Origin of the sequence: Hymenobacter endophyticus (assembly GCF_032464715.1) — a bacterium.
Classification (GTDB): domain Bacteria; phylum Bacteroidota; class Bacteroidia; order Cytophagales; family Hymenobacteraceae; genus Hymenobacter; species Hymenobacter endophyticus.
On record NZ_JAWDJT010000001.1, the window covers coordinates 385,372 to 412,071 of the forward strand.

Here is a 26,700-nt window from a genome sequence, read left to right on the forward strand (position 1 = left end):
GGACAGGTATTGCACGCCCGTGGCGCCGCAGGAGGCAAATAGCGGTTGTGGGGGCTTGGGTTGGAACCGGGAAATAAGTACGCAGCGGCCGAAACTCGTCCTTAACTCCCAGTTAAACAGGCGCGTACGGAAACCGGGGCTGCTTAGCCTAGTTACCCGTACCACTCACCCAACTACTACCGCTATGTTTGACAAACTCGAAACCCTGGACGACCTGCTGGAAATGCAGCTCGAAGATCTGTACAGCGCCGAAAAACAGCTGGTAAAAGCACTACCCAAAATGGCTGCCAAAGCCAACGACCCGCAGTTGCGCCAGGGCTTTGAAACCCACCTGCAGGAAACCGAAAATCACGTAGCCCGCCTGGAGCAGATTGGCGAGGCGCTGGATATTAGCCTGGGCGGCCACACTTGCAAAGCCATGGAAGGCCTGATAGCCGAAGGCCAGGAAACGATGTCGGAGCGGGCCACCGATGAAGTGATGGATGCCGCCCTGATTGCCGCTGCCCAACGCGTGGAGCACTACGAAATTTCGGGCTACGGCACGGCGGCTCACTATGCTGAGCGCCTGGGTCACAGTGAGGCGGCTGCCCTCCTGCGCCAGACCCTGGCCGAGGAGCAGAACACCGATACCAAATTGAATACGCTGGCCAAGAGCTATATCAACGCAAAGGCGCTGTAAAACTGCCATAGGGGGCCTTATAACTCGGCCAAGTCCCTGCTTCTGACGGCAACTGCGTGGCCGGAGTGGATAGTCTACCTCCGGCCACGCAGCTTGCGGACTATCTCAGGGAATAGTAGAATAGCACTAAAGCAGCTCTACGTAGTAATCCGAAGGATGTACTCACGTAAAATCAGTATTTGTTTCTGCCCGAACAGCTTATCAAATACTTGTTGCACCCTAAAATAACATCATTACGCCTCTGAGCATGAATACTGGCCAGGGGCATAACCGCCTGGCGCATTCATCATTTCACCCCACTCACTTTCTTTCTTATGTACAATTACCGCATTCTTTTGCCCGTTCTGGGTGCCATAGCACTTAGCGCCTGCAACCCACAAAGCAATGACTCAGGTAGTGGCAATGGCTCCAGCTCTACTAATGGCTACGAATCTGGGGAAAACGGAGGCAACGAGGCTGGCAACAACTCCGGCACGGGCGCACCTTCCACCGGAGGCTCTGAAGATATGACGAGCGGCTCCGACTCAATGGGTGGCACGGGCACTGGTGCCGGCGGAACCGGCAGTGGAACTGGCACGGGTACCGGCTCTAATGGTAGTACTAGTGGTGGTACCGGCGGAACTGGTACTGGCACAGGCGGAACCGGCTCGGGCACGGGTGGTACGAGCGGAACCGGCTCGGGCACCAATGGCTCCAACCGCTAGCTTTTACGCTGGTACTGGGTCCCTCTTGCTGAGCTATCCGCGCACTTGAAACGGCGGCTACCTGGGTCCACCTTGCTGGTGCCGGGGAGCCGCCGTTTCGCCCTGTCGCTGGCCTAAACCCGCGCGGCCACTTTCCGGCCGCTAACGACTATCACATTACACGCCCATGGCCGTTTCCCCATTACCTTCTACCCCCAAGGCTACCCGCGCTAACACCTCTGCCCTGTTTGAGGTGCGGCCCGATATCTGGGGGCTCCGCAACGTGTTTGCCAATCTGTATTTCCTGCGCACCTCGGCTTCTTCGCGGCAGTGGGTGCTGCTGGATGCTGGCCTGCCGGGTTCAGCCAAGGAGGTGCAGAAGGCAGCAGAACAGCTGTTCGGCGCCGATAACCCACCCCAAGCCATTATCCTCACCCACGGCCACTTCGACCACGTTGGCGCGTTGGCGCACGTGCTGGCTCTCTGGCCACGGGTGCTGGTATATGCGCATGCATTGGAATTGCCCTACCTGACGGGAGCCTCCGCCTACCCCCCACCCGACCCCACGGTGGGTGGCGGAGCCATGGCCACCTTATCTTTCCTTTACCCCAAACAACCCATCAACCCGGGGGCCCGAGTGCAGACCCTGCCCGCCGATGGCTCAGTGCCCGCCTTGCCTGCCTGGCGCTGGGTAGCCACTCCGGGCCACACCCCCGGCCACGTATCCTTGTTTCGGGAGCAGGATAGCACCTTGCTGGCCGGCGACGCCTTCGTAACGGTGCTGGCCGAATCGGGACTGGCAACTTTAACCCAACGCCAAGAGGTACACGGCCCTCCCGCCTACTTCACGCCCGACTGGCAGGCCGCCCGACGGTCGGTGGCCCGGCTTGCTGCTTTGCAGCCGGAGCTGGCCGCCACCGGGCACGGCATTCCGATGCAGGGCCCCCTGTTGCAGCAGCAGCTAAACCGCTTAGTGCTGGATTTTACCGCGCTGGCCGTGCCCGCCCAGGGGCGCTACGTGCCCGAGCCCGCCGTGGCCGATGCTACTGGAGTAGTGTACGTGCCGCCCGCCCGGCGCCTGGTACCAGGCTGGGCCATTGGGGCCGGGTTGGTGCTGGTTGGGGCTCTGTTGTGGCAGCGCGCTACCCGCACTGTCGGCCCTCTTGCAACTTAGGTAATTGTCCCCTGAGCTATCAGGCAGGGCACTACCCAATTCTGATTACACACCGGGCAACTTTCTGCTGGAATTCAGCCCAGTATTCACCTTATACTTCTGCTCATGAAAACTTCCCGCTTCTCTACCTGGGCGGTAGCTGCTGTGCTGCTACTGGCTCTCACCCTCAGCTCCTGCGGACAAAACCGTGATACGGACTCTGGTAACGGCACTGGTTCCGGTGGCACCACTGAGATGTCGACCGATGATATGTCGGCTAGTGGTGATACTACGGATAGTATGATGGCCGCTGACACCACCAGTAATCTGGATTAGAACCGTTATGGCATAGGGCGCTAAAGGGCCGGAAGCTGTGGTTTCCGGCCTTTTTGCTTGGCAATCGGTACCGCTACACGGGCGGGTTTGCGGGCAAACCCTTAGCTTGGCACCCGTAAACGGCCGCAACCACCCTGGCACGCTTCCCCCTCCATGACTCAGGATTTTTCGCTCACGCCTTCCACCCAGCTTACCCTCGATACTCTGCGCCAGCTGGTGCGCTCCAAAGCTCATGTTGTTCTCAGTGAGGAGGCCCGCCAGCGCATAGCCGCGTGCTACCAGTACTTGCAGCAGCGGCTGGAGCGCACCCCGGAAGCGGCCATCTACGGCATCAACACCGGGTTTGGGGCACTCTGCGACAAGGCTATTCCGGCCAGCCAGCGGCAGCAGCTCCAACAAAACCTGATGATGTCGCACGCCTGTGGTACGGGGGAGGAAGTGCCCGCCGAGTTGGTGCGCTTGATGCTGCTTCTGAAAGCCCAAAGCCTGAGCTACGGCCACAGCGGCGTGCAAGTGGGTACCGTGCAGCGCCTCCTGGACTTTTACAACCGGGGCATGCTGCCAGTAGTGTACCAGCAGGGCTCCTTGGGTGCCAGTGGCGACCTGGCTCCGCTGGCGCACCTGTGCCTACCGCTGCTGGGCCTGGGCGAGGTACATTACGAGGGCTACCGCTTGGCCGCCGCCGACGCCATGAGCCTGTTCAGCTGGCAGCCGCTTACCCTGGAAGCCAAGGAAGGCCTGGCCCTGCTGAACGGCACCCAGTTTATGCTGGCCTACGCCGTGCATGGGCTCCTGCGGGCCCAACGGCTCCTGCGCGCCGCCGACTGCATCGGGGCGCTGTCGTTGGAGGCATTTGATGGGCGCAGTGAGCCGTTTGATGAGCGCCTGCACCGCATCAGGCCCCACGCCGGGCAGGTAGCAGTAGCGCGCCGCATTCGGGAGCTGCTGGCGGGCAGTGAGCTGCAAAGTCAGCCCAAAACCGCCGTGCAGGACCCCTATTCCTTCCGCTGCATGCCCCAGGTGCACGGCGCCTCCCACGATGCCCTGGCTTACGTGCAGCAGGTAGTGGAAACCGAGTGTAATGCCGTCACCGACAACCCCAACATCTTCCCCGACGACGACGCCATCCTGAGCGGAGGCAACTTTCACGGGCAGCCGCTGGCTTTGGCTTTAGACATGCTGGCCATTGCCACGGCCGAACTGGGCAGCATTTCCCAGCAGCGCACCACCCAGCTCATTAGCGGGCAGCGGGGCCTGCCGCCCTTCCTGGTAGCCGAGCCGGGCCTGAACTCGGGCCTGATGATTCCGCAGTACACGGCCGCAGGCATTGTCAGCCAGAACAAGCAGCTCTGCACGCCCGCCTCGGTGGACAGTGTAGTGAGCAGCAACGGCCAGGAAGACCACGTGAGCATGGGGGCCAACGCCGCCACCAAGGCCCTGCGCGTGGTGCAGAACGTGGAGCAGCTGCTGGGCATCGAGCTGCTGAATGCGGCCCAGGCCCTGGAATTCCGCCGCCCCGCCCGCACCTCCGCGCCGCTGGAGCAACTGGTGGCCGCCTTCCGCGAGAAAGTCGCCTTCGTGAGCCAGGACCGGGTGCTGTATCCCGATTTGCATGCCGCCGTCACCTTCGTGCGGGAGTATGAGTGGGAGCACTAAACCGCTAGCCTCTACCGGCCTTTCGTTACTTTAGCTCCGCCCGGGTACGCAACCGGGCAGGTGCTGCGTTATGGGGAATGTGAACCGACTATTACTGCTCGTATTGTTGCTGCTGGGCCTGCATCCGGAAATCTGGGCGCAGTGCACCCCTACTCCCAACTCGGGGGCCGATTTTAGAGCCTATGATGCTGCCACCGGACTGGAATTGCCATTTTACCTATGTGTAGGGCGCCCAGTACGGCTGCGCGACGTCAGCGGTAAAGGCCTGAATCCGGCGCAAATTTACTACCGCCAAGCTAGCACCATCGTTTGCACCGGCTTTGTTGATACCGTTACCACCTTCACGCCTACAGTTCCCGGAGTGCTGGTTGTTACCCAAAACACCCAGGGGGCCCAGGGTGGTACGCAAGGCATTATAGCATCTAAAACCTACGAAGTAAAAAGCACCCCAGCACCTACCTTCACCCTAACTACCTGCACGCCCGGCGTCGTGCAGGTAACCGTTACGGATACTAATTACGACCAGTATCTGGTACAAGTGGGCAACGCCGCGCCGGTGTCAGCCGCCCGCAATGCCACCGTCACGTTTCCGGCTCCCGGACCTTACACGGTGCGCGTAGAGGGGCGCTACAACCAGACCGGCATCTGTACTGGCACTGCCACTCAATCCTTCACGCCTGTTCCGGCCCCGCAGCGGCCACTTCTGCGCAGCCTCACGGTACAGGGTAACGCCGCAGAATTTCAGTTTGACGCGTTGCAGCCCGAGTACCAGTATAGCCTACAGGTGGCCGATGCCGCTGTCCCGGGCGGCTACCGCACCGTAGCTCCCATTGCCGGCACCTTCCGCAGCTTCACGCTAACTACTGCTACTCTACCCGGCTGCTACCGGCTGCTGCTTCAGGATAAATGCCAGCCGGCCGTGGTCAGCCTGGCTTCCCCCGACATCTGCTCTCTGACCTTAACCGGCACTTCCCCGAACGGTCGAAACCTGCTCACCTGGAGCCCCAACGAGCCCGGCAGCTATACCCTCACCCGCATCACCGGCACCACTACCACCACGCTGCCCGTGCCGGCCGGAACCACGCAGTACTTGGATACGGCCGTAACCTGCGGCACCACCTACCGCTACCGCCTCACCCGCACCGCCGGCGCTACCACCTCTATTTCCGAGGAAATCAGTGTAACCACCACCGCCGGCGCGGCCCCGGTGGCCCCGCTGCTCACGGCCACCTTCAACCTGCGCAACCAGGTGGAGCTGACGGCCGTGGTGCCGCGCAGCCCCGGCGGCGGGCAGCTCACGTACCTGCGCAACGGCCAGGAACTGCGCGCTACCACGGCCCGCTTCGTGCGCGACTCCCTGGTAACGCCCAACCTGACCGAGCCGCTATGCTACGCCGCCCGATTCCAGGATGCTTGCGGCAACCGCTCGGCCGACAGCGCGCCCGTGTGCCCCGTGCTGCTGGAAGCCCGCGCCGATAACGACGAAGGCACCAGAATCCGGTTGACTTGGACGGCTTTTCGTGGGCCGGCCGCTTCCGCGCCGGTTAGCTACCGCGTCATCACCCTTTCGCCCACGAATACCGAGCTGAGCCGCGTGCCGGTCAGCGGCCTTACCTACCTCGACTTGCAGCCGCCCCAGGACCAGCAGGCGGTGCGCTACCGCGTGGAAGCCACGGGTGGCGGGCTGCCTGCATCGTCCCCCAGCTACTCCAACGTAGTCTCGGTAGCCCGGCTGGTGAAGGTGTTCGTACCCACGGCCTTCACGCCCAATGGCGACGGCCTGAACGATGTACTGGAGTTGAAAGGCCGCTTTCTGGATAACTTTCGCTTCACTGTGCTTGACCGCAACGGGCAGCAGGTATTCCAGGCTACCACCCGCACCCAAACCTGGGACGGACGCATCGGCAGCGCGCCGCCGGTGCCGGGGGCTTACGCCTGGCGCTTCGAGGCCACCGACCAGGCTGGCAAGCGCCTGGTGCAGCACGGCACCGTGACCATCATCAAATAAGCTACGGAAAGCCGGCCGGCGGCGGTAAAGCCATAGTGGCAGCTTGCCGCTTGTGGCCTGAAGCTTGTAGCTTGCGGCTTCTTTACCACCCTAACTACCGCGTTCCGATGTTTGATATCATGGGCATGATGGGCAAAATGAAAGAGCTTCAGGAGAAAATGAAGCAGGCCCAGGACCAACTCCAGTACATTACCACCACCGCCGAATCGGGCGGCGGGCTGGTGCGCGCCACGGCCAATGGGCAGCGCCGCCTGCTCAAGCTGGAAATCGACGAGAGCCTGCTGCAACCCCAGGACCGGGACATGCTGGCCGACCTGGTAGTGGCCGCCGTGAACAAGGTGATGGAAGAAGCCGGCGACAAAGCCAAGGAAGAAATCAAGAGCAAAACCTCCGGCCTCATCCCCAACATCCCCGGCCTCGACCTCGGCGGCTTTGGCCTCTAGTACGCCCGCTGCCGCGCCCTGCGCCGATGTAGCCGTGGTTATCCTGAACTGGAACGGCCGGGCGTTTCTGCGGCAATTTCTGCCCTCGGTGCTGGCCTTTTCCGATGGCGCTACTGTATTCCTGGCCGATAACGCCTCCACCGACGATTCGGTGGCCGCAGTAGAGCAGGAGTTTCCGGCGGTGCGGATAATCCGTAACGCCGGAAACCTGGGCTTTTGCGAGGGTTATAACCAGGCGCTGGCACAGGTGGGGGCCGAGTTCCGGTACTACGTGCTGCTCAACTCCGACGTGGAAGTTACCGCTGGCTGGCTCCGGCCGCAACGGGAGCTGCTGGAAGGCAATCCGCGCATTGCCGCCTGTCAGCCCAAAATCCGGCAGTATAGCACCGTAGCCACCGGGCGGCGGCAGTTTGAGTACGCCGGGGCCGCCGGTGGCTACCTCGACCAGCTGGGCTACCCATTCTGTCGGGGCCGCCTCTTCGACACCCTGGAAACCGACCACGGCCAGTACGACGACCCGCGCCCCATTGCCTGGGCTACCGGTGCGTGTATGCTGGTGCGGACCGAAGCCTGGCACGCGCTGGGCGGGCTGGAACCAGTGTTTTTTGCCCACATGGAGGAAATTGACCTGTGCTGGCGGCTGCAGAACGCCGGCTGGCAGGTGTGGTACCACGGCGGTTGCACGGTGTTTCACGTGGGCGGCGGTACGCTGCATAAATCCAACCCCCGCAAAACCTACCTCAACTTCCACAACGGCCTCGCCTTGGTGTACAAAAACACGCATTCGGCTGAGCTGGCGTGGGTGCTGCCTACTCGCCTACTCCTCGACTGGGTGGCAGCCGTCCGGCTGTTTCTGCAAAACCACCGCGCCGACTACCGGGCCATCGTAAAGGCGCATGCCGATTTCTTTTTCCGGCGCTCCTACTGGCGGCAGCGGCGGCGGGAGCAGCCCACTAAACTCCGTAGCGCCGAGCGGGCGGGCGTGTACCAGGGCAGCTTGGTCTGGGCCTACTTCGGCCGAGGCCAGCGCAAATTCACTGATTTGCCGGCCAATAAGCTTACCTAACAGACTTGCTGAACACGTAAAAAAGCCTGCCCTTTTTCGGGGGCAGGCGGTAGTTGAGGAATCGGAGCGGCTTACAAATCCCAGACGGTGCGGCGCTGCTGGCGCAGGGCCCGGCGCATGTTCATCCAGAAGGCGAGGGCAAAGTAAAGAACAATGGGTGAGCCAAACGTAAAAAACGAGGCGTACACGAACGACAACCGCACGCTGCTGCTGCTGAAGCCCAGCCGGTTGCCCATGGCGTCGCACACGCCAAAACTTTGCTTTTCGATAAAGTCGGTTAGTCGTTTCATATCATCTGAATAACAGTTGCCAGCGAGGCTAACCAAGTTCAACTTACGATAATTAGTGGCCGTTGTCAAGCACTTACGCACGGAAGCCGCTCCAAGATACGTCGGTTCGGAAGGTTTTTCCGTTTGTTGTCTGAATTTAGCGCCACGCCTTGCCTATTGCCCATGCAGAATTCCACTTCCCGTTTTTTTTCCGGTACTATTCTACTTGGAGCCGTAGCGGGCCTCGTTGGTTGCTCACCTCTGTCTAAGGTGCTCAAGCAGGCGCAGGCCGGGCAGGAGCTGACGGTGGAGCCCACCGTGCTGGAAAGCAACGGCGAAAACGTGCTGTTTGAGGTAACGGCCAAAGTGCCTGCCAGCCACCTGCGCAAGGGCGCCGCTTACAACTTGGGCCTGGTATACCGCTACCAGAATGGCCTGCGCGAGGACACCGTGGGCCGCCTCACGTTTGTATCCGGTGAGTTTCTCTACGATGAGCAGCAGAAAGACAAGTTGGTTATCCGCAAGCAGTTCGCCTTTCCGTATGGCCCCCAGAAAAGTCCCGGCCAGCTGCTGGCCCTGACCGATGCCCGCGAAACCAAACCCAACGGCAAGCGGCTCAAGGGCCCGGAAATTCCGCTGGCCCGGGGCATTGTAACCACCAGCCGCCTGGTGGTGCGCCAGGATACGGCCATTACCCTGCTGCCCGAAACCGCCGACAACAATATGAGCGGCACCCGGGTATTGCCCTTCTTCTTTGACGCCGGCAAGGCCGAGGTGCGCAACTACTTGGGTACCAACGTGGCCGCGCTGGAAGATTTCATCGAGGCCAACCAGCACACCGAGAAGGTGATGATTGTGGCCGGCCACTCGCCCGACTCCCTGGACCGCCACGACCCGCGCCTGGCCGACAAGCGCGTGCAGGCCCTGCTGAAGTACTACAAAACGCGCGTCGATACGGACTCCTACCTCAACAAAGTCAGCAATATCGACTTCGAAACCGAGGCCTACCACCGCCGCTGGGACCTGTTCCTGAACAAGGTGCAGCAGTCGGCCCTGAAGCCGGCCCAGATTGACTCGGTGGTGCTGCTCATCAATGATGCGCCCGGTACCTATGCCCAGAAAGAGCAGAGCCTGCGCCGCCTGAGCTTCTACGATTACCTCGACCAGTACATTTACCCCGTCATGCGCTTCGGCACGGTGGCCGTGCGCTACTCCGCCCCCAAGCGCTACGACTCCGAGATTTACCTGCTGTCCAAGAAGATTGTGGAGAAGCAGACCGAGGCCGACGCCCTCACGCCCGAGGAGCTGCGCTACTCGGCCAACCTCACGCCCCTGCTGGCCGAGAAGCAGCGCATCTATGAAACGGCCGTGGCCACCACCGGCCTCTGGCAGGCCTACCACAACCTGGCCGTGGTGCTGCTGCTGCGCTCCGAGAAAGAAGTGAACCCCAAAGTGCAGAAAGCCTACCTGCGCCGGGCCGCCGTCAACTTCACGCTGGCCGCCCACCGCAACCCCACCGCCGAGCTGTTCTACCGCGTGGGCAGCGCCTACCACCGCGCCGGCGACAAGCTGGAAGCCCTCCAGAACTATGATTACGCCATCAAGCTGGGCGGCTCCCGCGCCATCCTCAGCAAGATATTCGCCGATAAAGCTGCCCTGGAAGTGGAAGCCGGCCAGCTGGATGATGCCCTGCGCAGCCTGAGCTACAGCTCCAAAACCTACCAGAACATCATGAACCGCGCCCTCATCTACGTGCTGAAGGGCAACTACACCGGCGCGGCCGATATTTATGCCCAGGCCATTGCCCTGCGCCCCCAGGACCCGCTGGTGTACTACTGCCTGGCCATTGTGGCCGCCCGCCAGCAGAATGAGCCCGCCATGGCCATGCACCTGCGCCGCGCCGTGAGCCTGGACCGCACCTTCGCCAACCGCGCCGTGGAGGACCTGGAGTTCCGCGAATACGCCAAAGGCAAGCAGTTTATGGAGTCACTGCGGTAGAAGGAGAAATTGCGAAGTGGTGAAATTGTGAGTTTGATGTTTTGCAGGCGCAGATTATAAAAATGGCGCTACCAGAATATCAAACTCACAATTTCACCACTTCACAATTTCACCGTTTGCCCGTCCCGGCTAGTCGTTGTAGCTTTACGGGCCGGACCTGCGCCGGCTTTTTGTTTCTGAGTTGACTTTTTGACTTTCCTTTTCGATTATGCGGACCATCCAATTCCGGGAAGCCCTGCGTGAAGCCATGTCTGAAGAAATGCGCCGCGACCCGCGCGTGTTTCTGATGGGCGAAGAAGTAGCCGAGTATAACGGCGCCTACAAAGTGAGCCAGGGCATGCTCGACGAATTCGGCCCGGAGCGCGTGATTGACACGCCCATTGCCGAGCTGGGCTTTGCCGGCATCGGCGTGGGCGCGGCCATCAACGGCCTGCTGCCCATCATTGAGTTCATGACCTTCAACTTCTCGTTGGTGGCCATTGACCAGGTGATTAACTCGGCCGCCAAAATCTACTCCATGTCGGGCGGGCAGTACAGCTGCCCCATCGTGTTCCGGGGGCCTACCGGCAACGCCGGCATGCTGTCGTCGCAGCACTCCCAGAACTTCGAGAACTGGTACGCCAACACCCCCGGCCTGAAAGTAGTAGTGCCTTCCACGCCCTATGACGCCAAAGGCCTGCTGAAATCCGCCATCCGCGACGCCGACCCGGTGATTTTCATGGAGTCGGAGCTGATGTACGGTGACAAGGGCGAGGTACCCGAGGAGGAATACCTCATCCCGATTGGCAAGGCTAACGTGGTGCGCCCCGGCGAGTCGGTAACCATCGTGAGCTTCGGCAAAATGATGAAAGTGGCCCTGGCCGCCGCCGATGAACTGGCCAAAGAAGGCATCAATGCCGAGGTAATCGACCTGCGTTCCGTGCGTCCTATCGACTACGACACGCTCATCGAATCGGTGAAGAAAACCAACCGCATGGTGGTAGTGGAAGAAGCCTGGCCCCTGGCCAGCATCAGCTCGGAGCTGGCCTACATGGTGCAGCGCCGCGCCTTCGATTTCCTGGATGCCCCCGTGCTGCGCATCACTTGCCAGGACGTGCCCCTGCCCTACGCCCCTACCCTCATTGAGGCTTCCCTGCCCAACATAGAGCGCACGGTAAAAGCGGTAAAAGAAGTGCTGTACGTTTCGAAGTAATCAACTTCCTAACCACGCAAAAGAGGTGCCCCTTGCAAAATGGGCACCTCTTTTCGTTTCAGTGCTAGGCTAGGGTCAGCTATGTTGCTTTTCCCTGGAGCAGGTTACTCACTTTCAATTTAGTACCACACGCTGATTTCGTCGAGCGGCTTACGGTGGATATCGGGAACGAGGGTATCGGAAACGGGGTAGCCGATAGGAATCAGCAGAAACGGCCGCTCATTTTTGGGCCGGTTCAGCAGCCGAGCCAGGAAGTTCATGGGGCTGGGTTTGTGAGTCAGGGCCACCAACCCGGCCTGGTGGGCCGCAGCCAGCAGAAACCCTACCGCCAGCCCCACCGATTCACTCACGTAGTAGTTGTTGTGCTGACTACCATCGGGCCGAAATTCGTACACGCGGCGAAACACGACCAGTAGCCAGGGCGCGGTTTCCAAGAACTCCTTATGCGTATCGGTGCCCAAGGGGGCCAAGTCCTCCAGCCACTCCGCCGACATCCGGTGAGCATACGATTCTATTTCCTCCTGCTCGGCCGCAACCCGAATCTGCTTTTTCAAAGACAAATTCTGCACCGCGCAGAACATCCAGGGCTGTTTGTTGGCCCCGCTAGGAGCCGTGCCAGCCGCTTTGATCAGGCTTTCGATAATAGAGCGGGGTACCGGGCGGCTGGAAAATTCTCGTACTGAACGCCGCTCGTTTAATTGCTCATACAGCTGAAGACTGCGGCGTTCTACTTCCTCTTCGGGCACGAGGGGCGGGCAATAGGGACGAAAGGGGTAGCTGAAGCGTAGAGGCATGGGGCGGGCGGAAAAACCCAAGATAGATTTTACGTACCTTTTGCCAACGCTCTTTCCTTACTCCCATCCTAGTATGAACCACCGGTTGCATCTTCGTCTTGAGCAGCTTGAATTAGCTACCACCCATTTATTAGACAGCGTAACGGCCCTGGGGCCCAAGGCAAACCAATCACCGGGGCCAGGGCAATGGTCGGCGGCGCAGGTAGTCCAGCACCTTATTGTGGCCGAAACGGGCATTGGGCAATACATGGAAAAAAAATTGCTGCAGTCGGATTCCTTGGCGAAGGCCGGCCTCGGCTCCTTTCTGAAGTCGCGGCTGCTGCGGGTGTTGCTGCGGTTGCCATTTACCCGGTTTAAAGCTCCCGGATATTTAGCCAAAGCCACGCCCACTGAACTGCCCCCTTTACCCGAAATGCAGGCTGAGTGGGCGGCAGTGCGCCGGCGGCTGGAGCGGCTGCTCAACGAGTTTCCGGGTAACCTGCTCAACCGTGCCATCTTCAAGCACCCGCGCTCCGGTATACTCACCATCTATCAAACCCTGGATTTTATGCTCGACCACATTCTGCACCATCAGAAGCAAGTGGAGCGCATCACCCGGGCCGTGAAGTAAGCTGTTTCATAAATAAAAAAAGTCCCTCGCACCATACGGCGCGAGGGACTTTTTTCGGGGCGGCAGCTTGCCTGACTTACTACCGGGGTTCCCGCACAATATCCTGGTAGGAGGCGTGCCGGGGCAAGGCACGCATAAGGGCCGTAATTTCGGCGGGTGGCACGGTGAGCTTGCGGGCCCGCAAATCCAGCCAGGCGCCTTCCACGGCCACCGTAGCCGCCGGGCGACCATCGGGCTTGTAGAGTGTGTGCACAATATTCCAGCGGGAGCCGTCCTCACTCAGTCCCGACAGCTCACCCGTTACGCGCAACTGCTCATTGATGTGCAGCTCCTTCAGGAACCGGGTGTCTTCGCGGAAAAGAATGGGCCCCAGGCCGGCTTTGGCAAAGAAGGGTAGCGTGAAGCCGTGCTCGGAGAGGTACTCAATACGGTGCTGGGCCGCATAGTCGGTGTAGGCGGAGTGGCGCATGTGGCCGTTGGGGTCCATATCAGCCCAGCGTACGGTATAGGTTCGTTCGAATGCAGACATACAAAAGCAGCGTAAGGAGAGGTAACCGCCAGCGGCGGCCCCAGGTTTGAGCGGGGTTAGGGAAGCGTGAGGCGTACTAAGTATTGCTGCTGGTCGTCCTCTTCCAGAAACTCTACTGCGTAGCCCGCCGCTTCGGCATAATCCTGCAGCAAAGCCGGGTCGGCAAAAATCCAGTGGAAAGCAGCACCGGTTTGGTTGGCGTAGTGCATGGTGTATTCTACCTCGCCGTAATAGGGGCCGTTCAGGTCAAATACCAGGGCCCCTTCCTCGTCCTCGTACAGGTAGCTGATGTCGGAGGAGGTAGCTAGGATCTGGCCGCCGGGGGCCAGCAGGGTTTTGGCGTGCTCCAGAAACCGCTCGAGGCCCGCCAGCGTGCCCGTGAGGCCGATACCGTTCATGAGCATGAGCAGCGTATCAAACTTTTCGCCTTGCGTGAGGGCCGCGTCAAAAATATCGTGGCAGGCAACCTCGCGTACGCCCCGCTCCTGCATTACTTCTACCGAGCCCGGCGAAATATCCACGGCTTTCACACTAAAGCCGCGCTGCTGCAGCTCCAGGGCGTGGCAGCCAGCTCCGGCACCCAGGTCTAGCACGCGGCCCCGGCACTCTTCCAGGGCGGTGCGCTCCATTTCGGGCATTTCCCACAGGGAGCGAAAAAAGTAGGCGGCGGGCAGTACCTCCTCGTCGGCTACGGAGCTGTGCACGGCCAGCGTGGCGCTTAGGTGGCCGTGCTGGTACGCTAACAAAGCCTGCCCCAGAGCATCGGGAGCGGCAGAAACAGATGTTGACATAGGGCAAAGATACAGCCGGCGCCGTAGCCATAGCTCCGGTGCAACATCTGGGCCGCGGCTCAGGTTAAAGAGCAGCTTCTGCTTCTTCGCCTATGAAACCTGCAACCCGGCTCGTAAAGGGCAACTTACCCACCAAAATCTGTCAGACCTGTGGCCGGCCCTTTGAGTATCGCAAAAAGTGGCGCAACAGCTGGGAGGAGGTAAAATACTGCGGCGAGAAGTGCCAGCGCAACAAGGCCAAAGGCGCGGCGGCTGAGTAGCGGTGCATCCTTCAGGCCAGGTTTTGCGTTCTGCCAAGCATTCTTTCTACCGTCTACCTCCTGCCCTCATGGCCAGTAACCTTGATTATCTCGACCCCGCATTGCTACCCCTGGAAGAAATGGTGCAGGCCTATCTGAAAGCGGAAAAACAAATGGCTCAGGCCGAAATTACGGCTACTACCATTGCGCATGCCCCGGCTGCTCCAACGCAGCCCTTTGAGCAACGCCCCCCCACCGGCAGCTACGCCCAGGAGGAGGACGAGGCACAGCAGAACGTTGAAAACCTGCGCAACGACCTGGCCCGGCTCCGTCAGCAAATTATAGAGCAACTCCCCGTCCGCGACGAATGGGTGAAAGTAAACCTGGGCTATGGCCCCAGCCGTGTTGGCGCTTTCCGGGTCGAAAATGCCTCAGATGCTGCCCCCGGTGGCTATGAGCTACGCGTGGTATTCTAACCTGCGCTTCACCCTCTGTAATAGCCTCAATTCCCCTTGGTAAGCAGGGCGGGTTGAGGCTATTTTGTGTACACCCGGATACGTTTGGCGCTGTGGTTGATGCAAGTACTTAGAGTGAACCGAAAGCCTGGGCTAACCGCCGGGGGCAGCCCTGACTACGGCAGATAGGCTGTTGCTGCGCAGTGATTGGCACGCACTCGTATGCGGGTAACACAACGACCCGGTTGAAAATCTGGCTGTTGACTTTATTAGGACAACTAGCTTACAACGCCTGTCCAAACTTGCCAGCATACGTACAGGCACTTTAGCCAGGCTGCGGGAGCTGCGCTGAGAATCAGGAGTAGTAAAATAGGTTGCTTATCCGTGGGCATTGGCACGGCCGATGTAGCACAACCCAGCGGCTGGTGCTTTCTGCCGTTGCTCCTTTACCAAGGAAAAGCGAGGTTGACCGGATAGCCTGTTTACATCCAGAAAGAAACCGGCTCGTTGAGTGTAGGCAGGTACAGCATATGCTTTTAGCACACTCGCGTAGCGGGCTGTCGGCACCGTATAGCTTTTTACAACTGTAACTTGACTTGCTGCAACCAAACCCCAGCTTGTTAGCAGCACGGTAACACTCCGCATAATCACCATACTAGCATAACCTGTTGCTTGCCAAGCATAAAAAAAGGCGCGGTAGTACCGCGCCCCTTTTCCACAACCAAAACACCTAAAAAACTATTCTTTCGTTTATCAGGCTTTTAAGGCATATTACCTTAGTTTTGGTATACACATTTAGCGTTTCTGTATACAGATTCTTTCATCCCTCCTATGGGTCATTGAATTGGATGCGAAATGTTGAAACACCTACATACAGCGTATTAGCAAAGCCCTATAATGCCTCGTCCTACCAATGAAAAACCCACTCTGACAGCATTCTGTAGAGGGAGCAAGCCTATTAAGCCTGTTTATATACGATATAGCTATCGTGGCATTAGGCATCAGGGAATAGCAGTTCCTGATACTGCTGTTGACCCTCAACATTTAAGCAAGGATAACTTTGTCAAAACCGGTAAACCCGGATACCTAGAAGCAAACAGAGCAATTGAAGAGGTACTAGATTGCATTCTACAGGCTCATGATACCCTTGTCGACAAAAAAGTCCCTTTTACGGCGGTTGCCTTGTCAGCCTTAGTATCTGAACTGCTGAATAAGATTAAAGAAACTAAGATTGCAAACGCAGCTGAGGAAGCAAGGAAAGCTCACAACGCAAGATTTAATAGCAGTCTGGACAGTGCAAAGAAGATTGTAGAGATAGGAAGTATACCAGAAGATGAATTAGCTATTGAGAAGCTGGAACGTGAATTAGCCAAGAAGAAAAGAGAGCTAGCAGCTATCAAGAAGAAGCATAGCGTTGACTATGGTGACAAGCTCACTGATTGGCTGCATAACTACATGAAGCGTAATGGTGTAGGCACAACTTTATCAGCCTCGACTATTCGTACACAGACCAGTTTTATCAATACAGTAGCTCAGTTTGATGCTGATGCTAGGATTGGTGATGTTGATGATCAGTGGCTGATCAAGTTCCAACAATGGTTGAACACTACTCCTTCTAGAACCCCCATCTATAAGCAGGTAGCAAACCCTATGACTGAGAAGAGAGAGAATGGTGAATTGATACGGTATCAGATTGGTAGAGTACGGTCTAATGACACTGTAGAGAATTATGTCTCTAAGATCAAGACAATGCTCAATTATTATGATGCATATTCCGATCTGCTACCCGAAGGCATAACGGTAAACCCTAAGTATAAGCGCTACAAATTCTCTCTTCAGAAGAAGAATGATCAGGTGTTTCCTCTGTCTGAAGCTGAGATTCTGGAAGTAATGCAGATGGAAGGGTTCTCTAAAGCAAAAGAACGGGCTAGATTAATGTTGTTATTCCTCTGCGCTACATCATTTCGCTTCTCTGATGGGTCTACCATTACGAGTGATGATATAGAGGACGGTTATATCAATAAATACACACAAAAGGGTAAAAAGCAGGGCGTACAGGTTTATGTTCCTTTGAATCCTGTATCAGAGTATGTGTTGAACCGTTGTAATTTCGACATACCTTCCATAGCTATGGAAGATGATGATACGAACAAGTATATAGCTGAAATATGTAAGGAATTATCGTCGATGCATAAGAAGGTAACGATTATTACACCTGTAGGTGGTGAAGAAATCAAGGAAACCCGGTGGAAATATGAATGTATCACTACTCATTGTGGAAGAAGGTCACATATTAACATTTTGCTAGACTACAGAACACCTCTACCTGTAGTTATGAGTATTACAGGACACACTAACTTGAAGACATTACAGAGTTACGTGGATAAACGCAAAAAGAAAGTGGTAGAACATACGCTTAATATCTTCAACTTACCTATCTACAACAAGTCATATTGAAGTAAACGTTACAAAGTGAAAGCTCCAAGATAGTTGCAAAAAGCCCCTCTTATCGTGTTAAGAGGGGCTTTTGATTCTCATATGCACCGCTGTATTGAAATACCAAGAGCATTACTTTGGACTTGCACCATATCGGTTTGCTCCTTCGTCGCTAGGCGCAAATGCCATCCACATGAAGTAAAACGGAATTAGTTGATACACTCCGCTATTTCCACGGTCATGGCACCTCTTAGTTGCTTGAGCTAGATTCATCCACCAAACCGGGGCTAAAACAGCAAAGGCTATTACTATACATATTACTATATCATTCGAATCTTGTGAGAGTCTATATATGACGAATGCAGACAAGCAAGCAGAGATTACCATAGTAAGTAGTATGGTGAGCCAGTATTCGGTGCGACGTATTCTACCCTTCAATGAGAAAGGGGCTGCAAACAATTTCTTCTTGCTATCCTCTTCGTCGTCCTCATCCTCTTCGCCGTCTTTCACGCCCTTTAATGATTTCTCGAAACCATTGGGCATATCCGACTTATCAAGTATATAAATCTCGTCATCATTCGTGAATAGACATTTAGTGCTGAAAAAAGAGGCATTCAGGTTAATTAATACTTCTACGGATTCTACATCTTTCTTATGTTCAGATAGATCGACTTCAACCTCATTACGTTCTCCATCAGTCAACTCAATTATAACTTGAGTCTTATTCTGTGTGAGTTCATTAAGATTTATTTCAACATCTACATCGCCATAAGCGAATAGATACTTACACTCCTCTGCTCTTACCTCTTTACTCATAAGTTCCCAATCTCCCCCCAGTGCAGGAAGATTTTCTACAGACATACGCGCTACAATCAGCGCGTGTGGAATATCCGTTTTGTGACGAAGACTTTTTACTTTAATCATACATTATATTAACTTTCAAAAAAACAACATGATTTTATCATCTACCCACCTTCACCTAGAGCTCAGCAACTCGTTAGACGATGAATAATAATCCACCGCATTAATATCAGCGCTCATGAGATTAAGTTGTCTCCCTTCAACTGAAGCGTTGCTAAATCTAAATCGAATGTATTTGACTGGATTATCAGGATGAGTATCGCTAACTGCTCGTTTCAGCTGGTCTAATTTTTCAGCTGATTCTGCTGTTAGCTCACGAACACCCGGTATACCAAGTACACACTGTGTACAGTGGCTTAGCGCTGTTCCAGACAGAAGCCCACCTTCACCAGTACCAGCAAGGTCTTCGCCATCCATCCCGAGGTATTTAGGATTCTTTTCAAAGTATTCAGCGATATTCCCTTCCCAACCTAATTTTATTTTGCTTTTTACCTCACCGTTGTAATCATAATTTATCTCCGTCTTTATTTTACCATTCCCGTAATATTCTTGCTCTTTTTCTTTATCACCATCATAAGAATAATATATCCATTCACCTATTGGCGTTCCTTCATTATACTCGCTCTTGAGTTCAACTCTTCCATTTCTGTGATAGTCATACACGACCCCATTTAATTTATTGTTTACCAATGAGAACCGTCTTTTGACAGTTGGTCCATTGCCATAATACTGGGTGAGGTGTTGAGTTGGCAAATCATCTTCGTCCGAAGCTTCAAACTGTTCTGTGGCTGTCGTGTCAGCACTTTCTGAGTACGCTTCGAGATCAGCATCTCGCTCTCCACCATCTTCATTGTTGCTTTGTTGGGAAGTCTCAGATAATTCTTTGACAGATGACTCAACATTGTCACACCCGAAGAGGACCACAAGGGATACTACGGCACTTAAAACCCTGTTTTTCATCAATATGGAGCTAATTATTAGCTATTGAATGTATTGCAAATCAACCCTGCGGCTTCTGTGCTCCTTCAGGACGATTTGCACCATCCGGATCATTCTTCGTGATATAATTCATCCAGAGGTAGGGTGATTTGCCCATAAACTCTTCATAGAGCCACTGGCGCAAGGAAACCCCTGCATACTCCTTCTCGCTTGTACATATAGCATCAAAGCGGCGATTTTATGAATTGCGATGATATAACACGAGTAGATTCTAGCATCTGATATGATGATATGCCTAGTCATATTATTGTTATAATAAGTTTCGCAGCAAGTATAGAGGAACATCGGCACAACTTCTACTTAGCACCATACTATTTTTACACTCGTTACTGTTAATGGCACTATGCCATAGACTCCCATTATGGATGATCAGCTAGTCGTACCTACTCATTCATCTATCATTTTGAAGTATCAGATCCAGAGCACTGCGTTACCATCGATATTGATTGCTTTTTCCATACTACTAGGTAGTTGTTCACACAATAGTCCTCTCCCACAACGTGAAGCCGTGTTGAGGGCACTTGCTGAAAAGCGCTACGAAGCAGCTAGTAACAAGCTGGATACCCTGATTGCTCACCAGCCGGACAGTATACAACACTACATACTCAGGGGATACGCTCAGGACGAGTTGCAGAACTATGCAGCGGGAATTGCCGATTTCACCGCTGCTATCCAGATAGATTCATCATCAGCTATAGCTTACAACAACCGGGGGTATGCATATTACCTGTCTAACCAGTTCAAGCTAGCTGAACAGGATTATACCTGCGCGATCCAACTAACCCCTAGCTTCTCCCCTGCTTTCGGTAACCGAGCTCTGTTGTATGTGGCTACAAGCAAATACCAGCAAGCTATTCAGGATGTTGATTGTGCGCTAGCACTTGGCGACACAACAAACTCAACATATTATAACTTAAAGGGTTACTCAGAATTGCAACTTGGCTATCCGAGTCTTGCTATACGCACTTTATCATGTGCATTACGGCTCGATTCTGCATACCGTGATGCTGCGACCCACCAGCGAGATGCCCGAAAGGCTTTGACTGATTCCATCAACAACCAGAGAGTAAACAGGTAGAAACCGTTCAATCACTCAATAACCAGTATTTAACCAATACATCCATAAGGTGCACACGCCCAGCAAGCAACCCCAAACTGCCCTTGACGAGCTATCGAAACTGCGGCGTTACCAACGCAAAGGGCAGTTCTGCTTCATTGCTGGTGTAAGTCTGGTATTGCTCGACCAGCTGGTCAGCAGCGAAATATCTACTTTCAGTGGCGTAGGGATCTTGTTCGCCTCACTAGGCAGCGTCGGCTACGTCCTTGTTCGTAAAGACATCGCCAATGAACAACAGCTAATGCAGGAAACAGAATTGCGAAAGCGTATGCGATTAGACGAATAGCAGAACTCCTGATCATCATCTAATTGCATACGCTTATTGCCACTACTTACTATTCTTCAGCTTACTACCTTGATTTCAGGATGCAGCCCTAAGCTCTGAAAGGTATCAAGCATCACCCTCTTAACGGCTGCAACGTCAGCTCGCCTGATAATACAGCAATCGTGCACGGTCACGACACAGTTGATGCCCCTATCGAGCAAAGCAGGTAACAAGCAGTCGAACATGATTGCAGATTCCAGCCTCTGTGCTAGTAGACAGTTATTAGCGTATTGTTTGTGCACTCCTTGTCTATTGACTGTGAAGGACCAGTACAACGACTTGATTTCCTTGAACGAACTGTAGACGGAAGGGAAAATATCCATAAACAGCCGGAAGAAGTTTTTCTTGAGTTTACTGTGTTCGGTGTAAGATACCCTGTTTAAACCGTTGACCGCCTTTGAGTAGTCGGAAAAAAACACACCATATACCAGTCCTTTAGTTACCTCCCTCGCATCATTGTCTGCTACTCCGTAGCTACACCCGTACCTATTCTCATATTGCTTGCTCAATTCTTCGTAGATCAATCCGTTACCACACAATTTACGAAACCAGATATAGTCTGCATTTGCTTCGTACCTACGGCATATAGCAACTGCAGCTGCGCATTCGGGAACGAAGGTATCGACAAGCACGGCGCTGAGTACAGACAAGAAAAACGGTTGGCTGTTTACGATATCAAGTTCGGCTACCGGCATGGTAGGATCGTCTATAAACCGTAAGCAACGACGTAACACTTTGGGCATATTAGTAACAACGCTATGTACGCGCTTACCAAACGCATCGACTCCGCACCCTTTAAGAGGGTTAGTATTCCAATAGTGAAAATACATTTCGGCTGTATTTGGATTGCTGGTGCTACTGAAGCAATTATCAACATAGTTTAGTGCTTCCCTATCGGGCTGCAACACTAGCTCAGCAGTCATATCAATCACATGTTGCCGACCTATGCCTATTGCATCATCAACGCATTTTGACAAGTTGGTCCTAGCAATGCGCTTAATCTTCTTATGCAATACTGCGCTTTTCTTGAATATCACTGTTAGCAAAGGTTTTGATTCATCCATCAACCTAGGATGAATAGCATATGACTTGCAGATATGCAGATGCTTGGAATAGTATGGATTAACTACGATATACTGCTCTTCTATCAATACATTGATGATCTTATTGTAGTTACTACCCAGAACATTTTGAATAATATCAGAATGAATGTATACGTAATTATCTTTCCTTTCTTCCAAGGCAAGATATGGCTCACATAGAATATGAAACAACAAGTAGTATGCACTGGAACCTATTTTAAAATCATGATATCTAGAATCAATCGAAAGTTCATTTACTGATAATAGATTGGGATATAGTAGAGTTATTGGGTTAATAGTTGTCTTACGTGGCACTTCATAGGATTATTTTTTTAAGGTTTAATTCTTTAATCTTATCATTGACCAATGTATCAATTACAGTTGATTGTGGCACATTCATAATATTATTACCGAGCGCACCGCACAGGATCATCAATGCTTGCTTGGTTTCAGGTCGGATGTTGACCTGAGTCCAATGATAGTTGTACTTTGTCTTCATGTTTCATCTCATATTTCTTATTATATCATAGGGTATATTAATAGTTTTAGTTCTTGTTAAACTATTTTCCATATTACTTCACATCTCACTCATTGGTAGTTATTTACGCTAGTATACACAGAACACCTGCACTCCTTATGGGTGCACCAATGATAAATCATTGTAAAATTACTTTCTTGAATAGGTGCAAAAAAGGACACATATGGTATACCATAGGTACTGACAGGAATAACACATTATATTATGTGTCCTTTTTTCCTCAGTTAATAATTTGGCTTTACGAAATACAATGCCAGTTACCGCAGAGGCTGCCCGTAAGGAAGCAGCCTTCATACGGGTATCAACAAGGACATATTCAGGTTGACTTACCTATACAATCTTAGTACTTACTCTAACTCAAAAACTAGTATCCGTAAAGCGTTGGGATCGGCTGAAAACGCACCACAAAGTATTTCTGGCTACAACTGACTGCCACTTTGTATTTTTCTACATCCTCCTGCGCTTCGCAATGCCCTTTAATTGAAGAGTTAAAAATATTCCAGATATACAGCGCAATCCTTTTAGGATCTTGTTGCAGATTGGATATTTCCGAACTCATCCCAATGAGTTCCACTGCTTGCGCTTGATCGGAATGATATAACTTGTCACGCTCTTCCATTGATCTATTGTGCAACACTGCGTCAGGTAATAGAGCAGCAGTGAACATGACCTTCTGAGCTTTGGGATTGAGCAACTTGCGTTTTGCTTCAAGCAGCTTGACATATTCGTCATTCAACCGTTTCAGGTCACACGCAGGCTTGTAAATGTGTTGGGGGTTTTGGCTGCGAGTTACTCCTGAGAACAAAAGGGCAGCAGATAGAAAATAATATTTGATCATAAAGTGGAAACGATGATTACACTTACAATCGTGGGTCTCTGCAAATCATTATCTACCTACACCAATCCATTCTTGTGATGAACCGATCTGCTAAGTCTTCAATCTCGGCTCGTTTGGCAAGCTTGTGACGCCACTCTACCGGAATACCCGACCTTTGCTGCTCAGCTAACAAAGCCAGAGGTCCAGCAACAGCCGCTGTTGTGTCCGTGTCGAAGCCTAAGTTTACCGCAGCTAGTACCGTATCGGCATAGCTATTGTGATTTAATACACACCATAAGGCTGCTGTTAGGGTATGCAGAACATATCCTGATGAATCAATAGCATCTTCCTCAAGCTGCTGTAGTTGACCACTCAGCACTTGCGTGAAATGCGGTACCTCCCGGCGCAAGTCTTGGGTTAGATCCTCGGTACCGTGTTCACACAGGTAAGCATAGGCTTCTTGTTTGCTCCTCCCGTGCAGTAGTTGATCAGCGAATTGCAGGTACAGGTAACACGCAAGTGCGGAACGCGAATGACGGTGGGTAACGCTGGAAAGCTCCTGCACAAGTTCTTGACGCTGCATTGAATCGGCTTGCTGATATAAAGGATGCAGCAGCAGTGGCAGGATGCGCATCAACGCGCCGTTTCCGTTATCAAATTCTTTAACTCCACCCGCTTCATAAGGATCACATCCCATTTCGATGCGTTCCAAAGCCATTTGGGTAGCAATGCCGATGTCAAACACCTGATTGACTGCCCAATAACCGTAGCGATACCAGTTGCAAAATCGGTTTCCAAGATCCTGAAGGTCTAGCTTACTCGGACCCGCCGCAATCATCGACTCGACGGTACATGCCACCAGCGCGAAATCGTCCGACCATGTTCCCGCAGGTTGCCGGAACGTCCCGTACCCGCGCATTCCCCGTACCGGATCGGCTCGTCGTTCATCTCGGTCCTCAAATTCAACTGGTACGCCTAACGCATCTGCAGCAGCAACAGCAAGAAATAAGTCTTTCGAGAGAGCTACAATCCGGTCTTTGATCATGCAAGAAGATTTGGTGAACAATTTCGGTTTCGGTTTAACCTGCTCAGGAAGCATATGATATCACGAAAAATGAACGGAAAGGAATGTTCCGTTCGTGATATATAGAGTAAACGAGCCGCACAATGGAATGCAAAATAACGCACTATTTCGATGGAAATGAATATGTTACCCGCAAGCAGATTACTCAACGTTATACTTTGCCTTCCTCCTGCTTACACCGCAGATTAGCAAAGGCACAGATTTCAAAAATTGTTGAAGGAACACGTTTTTACTTTTTACTAACGGACGTTCAGCACTTACTAGAAAAAACAGAATACAATCATGAGCAATAGTCAACCACCTTATCCCTACCCTGTCCTTCAACATTTAAAGTTTTACGAGCAATTTGACACTACGCTTCGTGACGATGCTACCCAATCAGCTGTGAATGCAGGTGATAATAAGCCCACTAGCACTATCAATTATGAAGCATTATTCTACCATTTGCATGACGTGTACCAGTTTAGAAGCGCAGATACACCGGGAGGAATCGGCTTTGAGCAACACGGCGCGAAGATTTCGCTGATCTGTGGCGGGGTTCCTCCAGTCAACACCCTGCTTGCAATTTTTGCTATGATTCAAACCAAGCTTACGGCGCTGGAACTGGAGGGCATTGCTAATGTCGTCTTCAACGCATCAACGAAAGACGAAGTCACATACTATAATGTATCATCCATCTTACAACCAAACGAAAACCTTATTCCTGCGATCCTCAGCCATGTGCAGCTGATTCACAGCAACGTGTTAACTAATACACCAAATGATCATTAATAGCAGTATGCAGACCAATTTATCTAATAGTGAGTGGCACAATCCTAATCTTGTTACCACTAGTTGATTTCATTGATAGCCAATAGTAATACGGAAGAGTGTATAGACAATGACAGCTATAAGTCGACATGAGTGGCACTAATAGAGTATTGTTCCCATCATCAGTATCCTTCTTCCAGTATAAAATCTTAAAACCGAACCGAAACCGTTTAGCGCTTATTCGTTTCGGTTTTTTATAAGTTATTTTATTGTATTCATCTTATTCACAACCCCGCAAATCATTAAAAACCAATACGCTACACCCATCACTCATTCCTATAACACAACCTATTTGTACTTATTCACAAGCATCAAGCTTTATTATACAACCAATAATACCTATTCATCAAGTTCTATCCACTAGCCACCACAACAAAAAAAACGGTGTCAAATATTTTGTTCACAAACAAATACACCTTACCTTTGCATTATAATTTTCTCATACTTTTTTTAACCAAGGAGAACACAGACCTACATACTACGTTTCCATCTAATCACGCTTATCATTAATCACCGTTGGCATTAGATCTGTGTGGCTTTCTACCATGAAACCACACAATGAACGCTCACGCTTCTCTTAGTAATTATTTTATCCGCCTTCCGCAAGCAACCATGAGCTTGTTGGAAACGCGCTTGTTTACTGCAGCGCTCCGTTGCTTGCATCGTTCTACCGAGACTCTGGACCAGACGTTCCACGTCAAGGTCGCATCGCTAGTTACGCCTTCTGGTAGCGCTTACACCGCGTTGCGGGTTGCCTGCCATGAGTTGAAAAACCGCTTGTGGGATGGCGAACACTTGTTCCTAGAACTGGCTATGGTTTGTGGAACAGGTGAAATAGACGTGCGTTTCAATCCAGCTTTAGCAGAGCACTTGCTCGGGTTGAATGCAAACTTTACTTGCTTAAACTTTAAAGATCTAAAGTTTTCAAGCCCTTACACGTACCGCCTGCTTTGGCTTTTACGCAGCTATTATAACCCCAACGCAGCGAAACACCAGAAGTTTGTAGCTCCCATAGAAGCAATTCACCGCTGGTTTTTTTCTGACCAGCGGAAGTATACAGACTATGCCCGGCTGAAGCGTTGTGTGATTGATCATGCTGTGGCAGAGTTATGCGCAGCAGGGCTCCATTGCACTGCCACAACTCGCAAACGAGGCAATAAGGCAACGCATATTGTCTTTACGATTCCGGCTGTGCAACTGGAAAAGCCTCGGATGAAACGTGCATCGGTTCCAGCGACACTTACGCAGGACCACTCGCCAGATGTTATAGTGAACGAGAATATCACGTCGATGGAAACCGACGAGCTTGCACTAGGTGCTGGTCCAACTAATCTACCTAAAATACCGCTTCAGCCCACATCCCACTGCACTCCACAGACGGTTAGCACTACACTGAACCGCGAGCAGCTCAACAAAACATGGTCTGAATTAGCCTCTTTTCAACTCACTAGTCAGCAAGCGACATACGTTGTGATGGCAGTGAAGGACAATCTTATTGCTTATAAGAAGCTGCGCGCCTGTATGGCACAGATTAAACATAAGTGGGAGCACGAAGGAAACATTCACAACTTAGGTGCATTCACCCTTGCGTGTCTTAAAAAGAGCCTTGGCATTTACCAAGTTAAATCCAAAGGCTCTGCTGGAAAAGTAGCTGAGCATCGAACCCATCAGCTTCATTCCTTAACGAACCTACTCACTCATAACTACAACATGCCATCCTAGTTGGCATA

At 52.8% G+C, this 26,700-nt stretch carries 27 protein-coding genes; 18 read left to right on the plus strand and 9 right to left on the minus strand.

Going from position 1 to position 26,700, the window contains the following annotated elements; all coding sequences use genetic code 11:
• The first annotated feature begins 184 nt into the window (after positions 1-184).
• From ROI90_RS01580 to ROI90_RS01615, 8 genes are all read left to right on the plus strand, one after another.
• Positions 185-679 carry a YciE/YciF ferroxidase family protein gene (locus ROI90_RS01580; RefSeq protein ID WP_315996584.1) on the plus strand — a complete coding sequence of 165 codons (495 nt, stop codon included), beginning with the start codon at positions 185-187 and terminating at the stop codon, positions 677-679.
• A gap of 314 nt (positions 680-993) precedes the next feature.
• On the plus strand, positions 994-1,383 hold the full coding sequence (locus tag ROI90_RS01585; RefSeq protein WP_315996585.1) for a hypothetical protein: 390 nt from the start codon (positions 994-996) through the stop codon (positions 1,381-1,383).
• A gap of 166 nt (positions 1,384-1,549) precedes the next feature.
• Positions 1,550-2,536 (plus strand): MBL fold metallo-hydrolase, encoded by a 987-nt coding sequence (locus ROI90_RS01590; RefSeq protein ID WP_315996586.1) that lies wholly within the window; start codon positions 1,550-1,552, stop codon positions 2,534-2,536.
• A gap of 105 nt (positions 2,537-2,641) precedes the next feature.
• The gene (locus tag ROI90_RS01595) at positions 2,642-2,851 is read left to right on the plus strand and encodes a hypothetical protein (RefSeq protein ID WP_315996587.1); all 210 of its coding nucleotides are present in this window, start codon (positions 2,642-2,644) and stop codon (positions 2,849-2,851) included.
• A gap of 153 nt (positions 2,852-3,004) precedes the next feature.
• A complete protein-coding gene (gene hutH / locus ROI90_RS01600) occupies positions 3,005-4,507 on the plus strand; it encodes a histidine ammonia-lyase (RefSeq protein ID WP_315996588.1) in 1,503 nt (500 codons plus the stop codon).
• Between the two features lie 79 nt (positions 4,508-4,586).
• Positions 4,587-6,515: a T9SS type B sorting domain-containing protein gene (locus tag ROI90_RS01605; protein WP_315996589.1), complete on the plus strand. Its 1,929-nt coding sequence runs from the start codon at positions 4,587-4,589 to the stop codon at positions 6,513-6,515.
• A 107-nt stretch (positions 6,516-6,622) separates the two neighbouring features.
• Positions 6,623-6,958 carry a YbaB/EbfC family nucleoid-associated protein gene (locus ROI90_RS01610; RefSeq protein WP_125419077.1) on the plus strand — a complete coding sequence of 112 codons (336 nt, stop codon included), beginning with the start codon at positions 6,623-6,625 and terminating at the stop codon, positions 6,956-6,958.
• Positions 6,948-8,024 carry a glycosyltransferase family 2 protein gene (locus ROI90_RS01615; protein WP_315996590.1) on the plus strand — a complete coding sequence of 359 codons (1,077 nt, stop codon included), beginning with the start codon at positions 6,948-6,950 and terminating at the stop codon, positions 8,022-8,024. Before ROI90_RS01610 ends, ROI90_RS01615 begins: the two co-directional genes overlap by 11 nt.
• A gap of 71 nt (positions 8,025-8,095) precedes the next feature.
• Here ROI90_RS01615 and ROI90_RS01620 read toward each other — a convergent pair whose 3' ends face one another.
• Entirely contained in the window at positions 8,096-8,314 is a 219-nt protein-coding gene (locus ROI90_RS01620; protein ID WP_315996591.1) for a PspC domain-containing protein, read from the minus strand.
• A 162-nt stretch (positions 8,315-8,476) separates the two neighbouring features.
• On the opposite strand from ROI90_RS01620, the gene ROI90_RS01625 reads away from it, so the two are divergent.
• Together ROI90_RS01625 and ROI90_RS01630 are read left to right on the plus strand one after the other, a co-directional pair.
• Positions 8,477-10,291 (plus strand): tetratricopeptide repeat protein, encoded by a 1,815-nt coding sequence (locus ROI90_RS01625; RefSeq protein WP_315996592.1) that lies wholly within the window; start codon positions 8,477-8,479, stop codon positions 10,289-10,291.
• 208 nt (positions 10,292-10,499) lie between these two features.
• On the plus strand, positions 10,500-11,483 hold the full coding sequence (locus ROI90_RS01630; RefSeq protein ID WP_315996593.1) for a pyruvate dehydrogenase complex E1 component subunit beta: 984 nt from the start codon (positions 10,500-10,502) through the stop codon (positions 11,481-11,483).
• A 119-nt stretch (positions 11,484-11,602) separates the two neighbouring features.
• Here ROI90_RS01630 and ROI90_RS01635 read toward each other — a convergent pair whose 3' ends face one another.
• Positions 11,603-12,277 (minus strand): nitroreductase family protein, encoded by a 675-nt coding sequence (locus ROI90_RS01635; protein ID WP_315996594.1) that lies wholly within the window; start codon positions 12,275-12,277, stop codon positions 11,603-11,605.
• A 73-nt stretch (positions 12,278-12,350) separates the two neighbouring features.
• On the opposite strand from ROI90_RS01635, the gene ROI90_RS01640 reads away from it, so the two are divergent.
• A complete protein-coding gene (locus ROI90_RS01640) occupies positions 12,351-12,887 on the plus strand; it encodes a DinB family protein (protein WP_315996595.1) in 537 nt (178 codons plus the stop codon).
• Between the two features lie 79 nt (positions 12,888-12,966).
• Here the strand turns inward: ROI90_RS01640 and ROI90_RS01645 are convergent, their stop codons facing one another.
• Together ROI90_RS01645 and ROI90_RS01650 are read right to left on the minus strand one after the other, a co-directional pair.
• On the minus strand, positions 12,967-13,416 hold the full coding sequence (locus ROI90_RS01645) for an acyl-CoA thioesterase (protein WP_315996596.1): 450 nt from the start codon (positions 13,414-13,416) through the stop codon (positions 12,967-12,969).
• Positions 13,417-13,472: 56 nt separating this feature from the next.
• The gene (locus tag ROI90_RS01650; protein WP_315996597.1) at positions 13,473-14,207 is read right to left on the minus strand and encodes a class I SAM-dependent methyltransferase; all 735 of its coding nucleotides are present in this window, start codon (positions 14,205-14,207) and stop codon (positions 13,473-13,475) included.
• A gap of 92 nt (positions 14,208-14,299) precedes the next feature.
• Here ROI90_RS01650 and ROI90_RS01655 point away from each other — a divergent pair, with 92 nt between their 5' ends.
• From ROI90_RS01655 to ROI90_RS01665, 3 genes are all read left to right on the plus strand, one after another.
• Complete coding sequence (locus ROI90_RS01655) at positions 14,300-14,467, plus strand: DUF2256 domain-containing protein (RefSeq protein WP_315996598.1); 168 nt, start codon at positions 14,300-14,302, stop codon at positions 14,465-14,467.
• Between the two features lie 68 nt (positions 14,468-14,535).
• Complete coding sequence (locus ROI90_RS01660; protein ID WP_315996599.1) at positions 14,536-14,922, plus strand: hypothetical protein; 387 nt, start codon at positions 14,536-14,538, stop codon at positions 14,920-14,922.
• An 876-nt stretch (positions 14,923-15,798) separates the two neighbouring features.
• Positions 15,799-17,358, plus strand: coding sequence for a tyrosine-type recombinase/integrase (locus ROI90_RS01665; protein WP_315996600.1), 1,560 nt, complete (start codon positions 15,799-15,801; stop codon positions 17,356-17,358).
• Positions 17,359-17,469: 111 nt separating this feature from the next.
• Here ROI90_RS01665 and ROI90_RS01670 read toward each other — a convergent pair whose 3' ends face one another.
• Both ROI90_RS01670 and ROI90_RS01675 read right to left on the minus strand, forming a co-directional pair.
• On the minus strand, positions 17,470-18,261 hold the full coding sequence (locus ROI90_RS01670) for a DUF805 domain-containing protein (RefSeq protein ID WP_315996601.1): 792 nt from the start codon (positions 18,259-18,261) through the stop codon (positions 17,470-17,472).
• 51 nt (positions 18,262-18,312) lie between these two features.
• On the minus strand, positions 18,313-19,158 hold the full coding sequence (locus tag ROI90_RS01675) for a toxin-antitoxin system YwqK family antitoxin (RefSeq protein ID WP_315996602.1): 846 nt from the start codon (positions 19,156-19,158) through the stop codon (positions 18,313-18,315).
• A gap of 400 nt (positions 19,159-19,558) precedes the next feature.
• On the opposite strand from ROI90_RS01675, the gene ROI90_RS01680 reads away from it, so the two are divergent.
• Both ROI90_RS01680 and ROI90_RS01685 read left to right on the plus strand, forming a co-directional pair.
• Positions 19,559-20,275: a tetratricopeptide repeat protein gene (locus ROI90_RS01680; protein ID WP_315996603.1), complete on the plus strand. Its 717-nt coding sequence runs from the start codon at positions 19,559-19,561 to the stop codon at positions 20,273-20,275.
• A gap of 49 nt (positions 20,276-20,324) precedes the next feature.
• Positions 20,325-20,600, plus strand: a complete 276-nt coding sequence (locus ROI90_RS01685; RefSeq protein ID WP_315996604.1) for a hypothetical protein — start codon at positions 20,325-20,327, stop codon at positions 20,598-20,600.
• 56 nt (positions 20,601-20,656) lie between these two features.
• On the opposite strand, the gene ROI90_RS01690 is transcribed toward ROI90_RS01685, so the two are convergent.
• From ROI90_RS01690 to ROI90_RS01700, 3 genes are all read right to left on the minus strand, one after another.
• Positions 20,657-21,880 carry a hypothetical protein gene (locus ROI90_RS01690; RefSeq protein WP_315996605.1) on the minus strand — a complete coding sequence of 408 codons (1,224 nt, stop codon included), beginning with the start codon at positions 21,878-21,880 and terminating at the stop codon, positions 20,657-20,659.
• Positions 21,881-22,623: 743 nt separating this feature from the next.
• Positions 22,624-23,097: a hypothetical protein gene (locus ROI90_RS01695; protein WP_315996606.1), complete on the minus strand. Its 474-nt coding sequence runs from the start codon at positions 23,095-23,097 to the stop codon at positions 22,624-22,626.
• 52 nt (positions 23,098-23,149) lie between these two features.
• Positions 23,150-24,175, minus strand: coding sequence for an ADP-ribosylglycohydrolase family protein (locus ROI90_RS01700; protein ID WP_315996607.1), 1,026 nt, complete (start codon positions 24,173-24,175; stop codon positions 23,150-23,152).
• A 267-nt stretch (positions 24,176-24,442) separates the two neighbouring features.
• Here ROI90_RS01700 and ROI90_RS01705 point away from each other — a divergent pair, with 267 nt between their 5' ends.
• Both ROI90_RS01705 and ROI90_RS01710 read left to right on the plus strand, forming a co-directional pair.
• Positions 24,443-24,931: a hypothetical protein gene (locus ROI90_RS01705; RefSeq protein ID WP_315996608.1), complete on the plus strand. Its 489-nt coding sequence runs from the start codon at positions 24,443-24,445 to the stop codon at positions 24,929-24,931.
• Positions 24,932-25,528: 597 nt separating this feature from the next.
• Positions 25,529-26,692 carry a replication initiation protein gene (locus ROI90_RS01710; RefSeq protein ID WP_315996609.1) on the plus strand — a complete coding sequence of 388 codons (1,164 nt, stop codon included), beginning with the start codon at positions 25,529-25,531 and terminating at the stop codon, positions 26,690-26,692.
• The last annotated feature ends 8 nt before the right edge of the window (positions 26,693-26,700 follow it).